General features: G+C 74.0%; 1 protein-coding gene. It reads right to left on the reverse strand.

The annotated features are described in order from the left end of the window. Positions 1-25 precede the first annotated feature (25 nt). Positions 26-874, reverse strand: a complete 849-nt coding sequence (locus OO63_RS41060; RefSeq protein WP_030363557.1) for a nitrilase-related carbon-nitrogen hydrolase — start codon at positions 872-874, stop codon at positions 26-28. Positions 875-1,194 lie beyond the last annotated feature (320 nt).

A 1,194-nucleotide genomic window follows, 5' to 3' on the forward strand; every position in this document is an offset into this window, starting at 1 on the left:
GCCGGAGGGCCTCGCCCCGGTCGGCCTAGGAGTCCCCGCCCTCGTCGATCAGCCGCCGGACCTCCCGGTCGACGAGGCCGAGGCGGGCCTCGGCGACGAGGGGCACCATCCGGCGCTGACGGCGGGCCTCATGGACGTCGATGTCGACGGTGACCAGGGCCTGTTCCCACTTCGGGGCCTGCGCGACGACCGTGCCGCGCGGGTCCACGACCCGTGAACCGCCCCAGAACGTGGCGCCGTTCTCGTTGCCGACGCGGTTCACGAAGACGACCCAGCACTGGAGCATGCGGGCGGTGTACGACAGCAGGGTGTCCCAGTACAGACCGGTGTCCATCGCCTCCGGGTCGAGGCTCGCGGCGCTGTTCGTCGGTACGACGATGACCTCGGCGCCGTCCTGCACGGCGAGCCAGGGCAGGACCGGCTGCCAGGCGTCGTTGCAGACGAGGGTGGCTGCGCGGCCGTGGTTGCCGGGCAGGTCGTACGCGCGCAGGTGCTGGCCCGGGCTGACGTGCTTGCGCTCCTCCCAGGCCAGGTAGTTGGGCAGATACAGCTTGCGGTGGGCGTGCAGCAGGGAGCCGCCCGCGTAGTAGGCGGAGGTGTTGTACGCGCGCAGGCTGGTGTGCTCGTGCAGGCCGACCAGGACGTCGGGGCCGTCGGGGCCGTGCAGGGACAGGCCCAGGAGGCGGGGGTCGTCGGCCGCGAGGGAGGTGTCCCGGCTCAGGGCGCCCAGGTGGTACCCGTGCAGGCTCAGCTCCGGGAACACCACGAGGTCGGCGCCCTGCGCACCGGCCTGCGCCACCTGCTCCCGGGCCACCTCGAGGTTCTCGTCCACCTCACCCAGCACACAGTCCGTCTGCGCCAACGCCACTCGCATGCACTGAGCCTGGCAGCGGGGGCCTTGGGCGGCATGTGGACGGGGGCCACCTGGGTTCCGGCGCCGGGGTGGCCGGGGGGGGCGCGTGGGCCTCACGTCGGCCGTGCGACTCGGCTGCGCCGGGCCCCTGGCCGCGCCCTACGCAGGCCCACCGCTACGCGGCGGACCCTCCCACCCGCCCACCCGTTCCCGTAGGACGCGAAGCACCCACACCGACGACCCCCCCTGGCCGCGCCCTACGCAGGCCCACCGCTACGCGGCGGACCCTCCCACCCGCCCACCCGTTCCCGTAGGACGCGAAGCACCCACACCGACGACCC

The sequence above is a fragment of the Streptomyces alboflavus genome, assembly GCF_000716675.1.
Taxonomy (GTDB): domain Bacteria; phylum Actinomycetota; class Actinomycetes; order Streptomycetales; family Streptomycetaceae; genus Streptomyces; species Streptomyces alboflavus.

What these genes read in the sequence shown, in the direction of transcription:
- OO63_RS41060 (WP_030363557.1), bottom strand. Translation starts at nt 874, where the DNA reads ATGCGAGTGGCGTTGGCGCAGACGGACTGTGTGCTGGGTGAGGTGGAC.